Source organism: Pseudomonas sp. P5_B2, assembly GCF_056400445.1.
Genome location: NZ_JBFULH010001040.1, coordinates 1 through 1,099 on the forward strand (window position 1 = coordinate 1; position 1,099 = coordinate 1,099).

The window sequence follows — 1,099 nt, forward strand, 5'->3', positions numbered from 1 at the left end:
CGCGCATACTCTAGTGCTTACTCCTCAGGTTGCCAATCCGGCCAGGCAACTGTTTTTCATTGATCTGCGGCTTTCCGGCAGAAGTACGGTCCTGGGACCGCACAAACGCCGAATATATCAGTGCGCAAAAATTATTAATCGTCCACGGCATCAAGGAACTCGTCTACGACGGGCATTTCGCCCATTCGTGACGGAATGTTTAAACCGAAGTGCAAATACGCATGTCGGGTCACCACTCGCCCCCGGGGGGTGCGCATGATGTAGCCCTGCTGGATGAGGTACGGCTCCAGCACGTCTTCAATGGTGTGGCGTTCTTCACTGATCGCGGCGGCCAGGCTGTCCACCCCGACCGGTCCACCGTCAAACTTCTCGATCATGGTCAGCAGCAGACGCCGGTCCTGGTGGTCGAAACCACGTTCGTCGACATCCAGCAGATTCAGCGCGAGGTCGGCAATCGGCTTGGTAATGTGCCCCTTGGCGCGCACTTCGGCGAAATCGCGTACCCGACGCAACAGGCGGTTGGCGATCCGTGGCGTACCGCGGGCACGCCGGGCGATTTCAAAGGCGCCTTCCGGGTCCAGCGGCAACCCGAGAATGCTCGCCGAACGGCTGACGATCGTGGCGAGGTCCGCGGTGCTGTAGAACTCCAGGCGCTGGACGATCCCGAAGCGGTCGCGCAACGGGTTGGTCAACATACCGGCACGCGTGGTTGCACCGACGAGGGTGAAGGGCGGCAGATCAAGCTTGATCGAACGCGCGGCCGGCCCTTCGCCAATCATGATGTCGAGCTGGAAATCTTCCATGGCCGGGTACAGCACTTCTTCGACGATCGGTGACAGGCGATGGATTTCGTCGATGAACAGCACATCATGAGGTTCAAGGTTGGTCAACAGTGCGGCCAGGTCACCCGGACGCTCAAGCACAGGCCCCGACGTGCTCTTGATCGACACCCCCATTTCCTGGGCGATGATGTTCGCCAAGGTGGTTTTCCCCAGGCCCGGCGGACCGAAGATCAGCGTGTGATCCAGCGACTCGTTACGCCCACGGGCGGCCTGGATGAACAACTCCATTTGCTCGCGAACAGTCGGCTGGCCTATAT

At 60.0% G+C, this 1,099-nt stretch carries 1 protein-coding gene; it reads right to left on the reverse strand.

Annotated features, from left to right (window positions below; genetic code table 11):
• Nucleotides 1-134: 134 nt before the first annotated feature.
• Nucleotides 135-1,099: Holliday junction branch migration DNA helicase RuvB (gene ruvB / locus AC1DRJ_RS29015; RefSeq protein ID WP_477805157.1), on the reverse strand; the 965-nt coding region annotated here is incomplete at its 5' end.